Genomic DNA, 783 nt, shown 5'->3' with positions numbered 1-783 from the left:
GGGTGACGCCGGCGGCCCGGCGTTCCGGACGAAGAACGGCCGGGTCGAACTGGCTGCACTCAACAGCCGTTCCTGGCAGGGCGGTTGCTACACCAGCACGGAGACTCGCACCGGCGCGGTCGAGACCCGTACGGATGACCTTGGTCCGTGGCTGCACCAGCTCGGCGTCCAGTACGCGACTTCCAAGTTCACGCCGCTCTCCTCCACCCGTGTGCTGGACACCCGGACCCTCAGCCCGCGGACCTGGGAGGCCAATCAGGGCGGCGGTGTGAAGGAACTCAAGCTCGGCCCGAACAGCACCAGTCCCGTCAAGGTGCCCGCGGGCACCACCGCGGTCGTCCTCAACGTCACCGCGATCAACCCCAACAACAACGGGTTCCTGTCGGTCCAGGCCGACAAGAACAGCCGCCCCACCAGCTCGGTGATCAACTTCAACGCCGGGCAGGTAGTCCCCAACCTCGTGACCGTCCCGGTCAACCCGGACGGCACCGTCTACCTGTGGTCCACCACCCAGGAAATCGACGCCATCGTCGACATCTTCGGCTACTACAGCCCCCAGTCCGCCAACAAGTTCACTCCCCGCACGCCGACCCGGCTGCTCGACACCCGCAGCCCCGTCAAGACCTTGGCACCGATGGGCTCCATCGACGTGCAGGTCGCCGGCGTCAACGGCGGTTCGTCGGACGTCGGTGCCATCGCCGTGCGCAACGCCCAGCTCGCCTTCCCCGAGGAGCTGGACCCCGCCGCCTACCTGGAAGGTTCGGACGCGGACGTCGTCATGAG

The 783-nt window shown here is 67.4% G+C and carries 1 pseudogene; it reads left to right on the top strand.

Annotated features, from left to right (window positions below):
* Window positions 1-783, top strand: a pseudogene (locus ABD323_RS42490) (hypothetical protein); the annotation flags it as partial.

Origin of the sequence: Kitasatospora nipponensis, from assembly GCF_039528135.1 — a bacterium.
GTDB lineage: Bacteria > Actinomycetota > Actinomycetes > Streptomycetales > Streptomycetaceae > Kitasatospora > Kitasatospora nipponensis.
Note: the sequence above shows the minus strand (reverse complement) of the source record. Positions and strands in the feature narration are given on the sequence as shown.